Here is a 2,935-nt window from a genome sequence, read left to right on the forward strand (position 1 = left end):
ATTTGGGATATCTCAGCCCAAATGAATTTGAAAAAGAGATGGAGCTGAAAATAGCAGCCTAAGGAAAGTGTCCGATTTTATTTGACCACCTCAAAGAATGATTTGATTTAAAATAGTTCAGATTAGATGGCATCTCTCTTGAAAAGATGAGGGTTACCAGTTTTGATAAAGGTGCCAACCAAAGATCAAAACATAGGAGGTACCCCTCATGCTCCATGGTAACGAACATATCGTAAAACACAAGATCGGACTTCTCAATCTCGCTAAAGAACTCAGCAATGTTTCAAGGGCTTGCAAAATAATGGGCCTATCCAGAGATACCTTTTATCGCTACAAAAATGCCGTCGAAAATGGCAAAAAAAAGTTTCATTCTTACCGAATCCCAAATCCAAGCGCTTGAGAAGAAAAAGAAGGTTCTTTCGGATTGAGCGTACTTTCGATATGAGAGCGGGATTTCTAAACCCTCTGGCCTAAATGTTGCGTTCTACAGATACGCTGCGCTACATATCTGTAGGACGCAACACTTGTGCCAGTTACCAGACATGACTTCTCGTCTTTCATCCCCCCACCTAACTATCTAATTATTAAAAATAAACAATCCGTCGCCTGCTGTCATTTTTCCTTTGGTATCTATTTTGCAAACTCCGATTTTAAATCTCGCTTGTCACGCTTGTAAATCATCATAGATTCCTCAGTACAATTTATCGCTTGCTGAAGATTGGTGGTAATCAAAAACATTAATGACGGATGTGATCACCTATGTGAGTTCTGTGGCTAAACAAAGGGCTATTTCCCGCAAATAAAAAAAGGATACATAAAGAATGTGTGCGAATTGTTGATGAAGAAGACTAAAAACATATAGATTCATTAAATCTATTTATGGCTTTAGTATAAAAAACTGGAAGTTATGATTTTATCCTAACACTACTAACTCTTAGGGTTGAGAAATCATAACTAAACGGCATTAATCCCATTCATGGAGGAGTATCAATGTCCAAAAAGCAGAATAGCTTCGCTAATCCAAGTCCACAAGCCCTTACAGCACTCGCCATCGCCTGTTTTATTTTCTTTGGTATCCTAACAGGGGAAATAGGAGCAGACAGCAATTTGGCGGTAGCGATCTGGCTGTTCGGTGGTTTTGTTTGCCAGTTTACTGCCGGGATAATTGAGCTGAAAGACGGAAATCTCACAGGCGGTAACGTCATGCTTCTGTTTGGAAGCTTCTTCATGCTTGTAACGGGGTTGCTCAAGACAGCAGAATTTATCTGCCATTCATCGGGCATTCATTATAGTATAGCACCTGACCCCTATGCATGGCTCTGTTTGGCAATCGTTCTCACCATATTTACCCCTGCCTACCTGGTTGGTTCTCCAGTATTTTTCCTTGGACTAATCTGTGCCGACATCGCTCTTTGGCTCATCACCTTCATGAAATTAGGAATTCTCTCACCGGCAATAGCTGCACCAATCGCAGCCTACAGCCTGCTGACACTTGGACTCATCGCCATTTACCTGGCCTCAGCTGTAGTGTTAAACAACTCCTTTAAGAGAACTGTTCTCCCTGTAGGAAAACCAATAATCGCTGTTGAGTAAAAGTGTTATCTAATTTTACTTTAGGTAGTGCCTGGACGGAAACAGAAAACTGCCAAAATTCAACTAAGTGGTGCGCAACATTGCTCGCACTGTCTCATAGATGGAAGGCTCGATGGATAAATTGGATCTTCCAAATCGAGTGTACGCGCAGGGAAAAAAATAAGTAGAAAAAAAAGGACATGCAGTCCTTATCAAAGCGACCAAGCTAATGATAAGGAGGGATCTGCATGTCCACAAGTCTACTCTATCATGGTTTTGGCATCGTTGGGTACCGATATGTTCGAACGGAGTATCGAGAAGGAGACGTGATCTTCACAGTATCGAGAAAAAAATTTGGCTTTCGATGCCCTGTATGCAAGAGCAAGCGAGTGATTCGTCGAGGTTCGTTTCCCCGATGGTTCCATTCTCTGCCGATTGGCAAGAAAGCGACAAACATCCGGACGGAAGTTGCCAGAGTGGAATGCAAGGATTGTGGAATTGTTCGTCAAGCTGATATTGGCTTTGCCGATCCTCGGCTCACATATACCAGGGCTCTTGGGCGATATGTTCTCGATCTGGCGAAATACATGACCATAGCAGATATTTCCCGACACTTGGCTTTAAGCTGGGATATCATGCAAGAGCATTCAGAAGAGATATCTGCAAAGAAAATATCCGAAACTGAATCTTAAGAAATTGAAGCAGATAGCCATTGATGAGATCTATGTCGGCAAGGATCGCTATCTGTTAATCGTCCTGGATGTTGTAAGCGGGGCTGTGGTTTTTGTCGGAGACGGCAAAAGAAGCGAGCCTTGGAGCCATTTGGGCAAAGACTGCGGTGACAACGAAAAGTGTAGATCGAAGCCGTTGCCATCGACATGTCACCGGCGTACATAAAAGCGGTTCGAGAAAACCTGAAAGAGGCGGTGATCGTCTTCGATCATTTTCATGTGGTAAGACTGTTCAACGAAAAGATGTCCGGCTTCAGAAGACCAACTCTATAACAATACAAGTGGTTCATTAAAACGGAGAGTCATCAAGGGCACCCGCTGGCTCTTGCTGATTGCTAGAGAAAAACTTCAGGAAAAGACTCAGTAGGCCCGGCGCCTGGACCAAGCTTTGGAAATCAATAAGCCTCTTGCCACTGTGTATTACATGAAGGAGGATTTGCGCCAGTTCTGGTATTGTCCAGACGACAAAAAAGCAGCCGAATGGCATCTGAACAGTTGGATCGTAATGGCTCGAAGCTCAGGTATAGATATGCTAAAGAAATTTGCCACGACTTTGGAAGATCACTTTGACGGAATCCTGGCCTATTTCCAGCTATTCCCGTTTTAGCGACTTATTCGCCAAAGACGCAACT

At 43.1% G+C, this 2,935-nt stretch carries 4 protein-coding genes and 1 pseudogene; all 5 read left to right on the forward strand.

What is annotated here, in order from left to right; genetic code table 11:
• Window positions 1-208: 208 nt before the first annotated feature.
• A pseudogene (locus BLQ17_RS21765) lies at window positions 209-388 on the forward strand (helix-turn-helix domain-containing protein); the annotation flags it as partial.
• A 602-nt stretch (window positions 389-990) separates the two neighbouring features.
• On the forward strand, window positions 991-1,593 hold the full coding sequence (locus BLQ17_RS21770) for an acetate uptake transporter family protein (RefSeq protein WP_092226359.1): 603 nt from the start codon (window positions 991-993) through the stop codon (window positions 1,591-1,593).
• A gap of 227 nt (window positions 1,594-1,820) precedes the next feature.
• On the forward strand, window positions 1,821-2,264 hold the full coding sequence (locus BLQ17_RS21775) for a hypothetical protein (RefSeq protein WP_092226367.1): 444 nt from the start codon (window positions 1,821-1,823) through the stop codon (window positions 2,262-2,264).
• A gap of 165 nt (window positions 2,265-2,429) precedes the next feature.
• Window positions 2,430-2,576 carry a transposase gene (locus BLQ17_RS23475; protein ID WP_407919135.1) on the forward strand — a complete coding sequence of 49 codons (147 nt, stop codon included), beginning with the start codon at window positions 2,430-2,432 and terminating at the stop codon, window positions 2,574-2,576.
• 103 nt (window positions 2,577-2,679) lie between these two features.
• Window positions 2,680-2,910: a transposase gene (locus tag BLQ17_RS23810; protein WP_092226371.1), complete on the forward strand. Its 231-nt coding sequence runs from the start codon at window positions 2,680-2,682 to the stop codon at window positions 2,908-2,910.
• Window positions 2,911-2,935: the final 25 nt, after the last annotated feature.

It is taken from the genome of Desulforhopalus singaporensis (genome assembly GCF_900104445.1).
GTDB lineage: Bacteria > Desulfobacterota > Desulfobulbia > Desulfobulbales > Desulfocapsaceae > Desulforhopalus_A > Desulforhopalus_A singaporensis.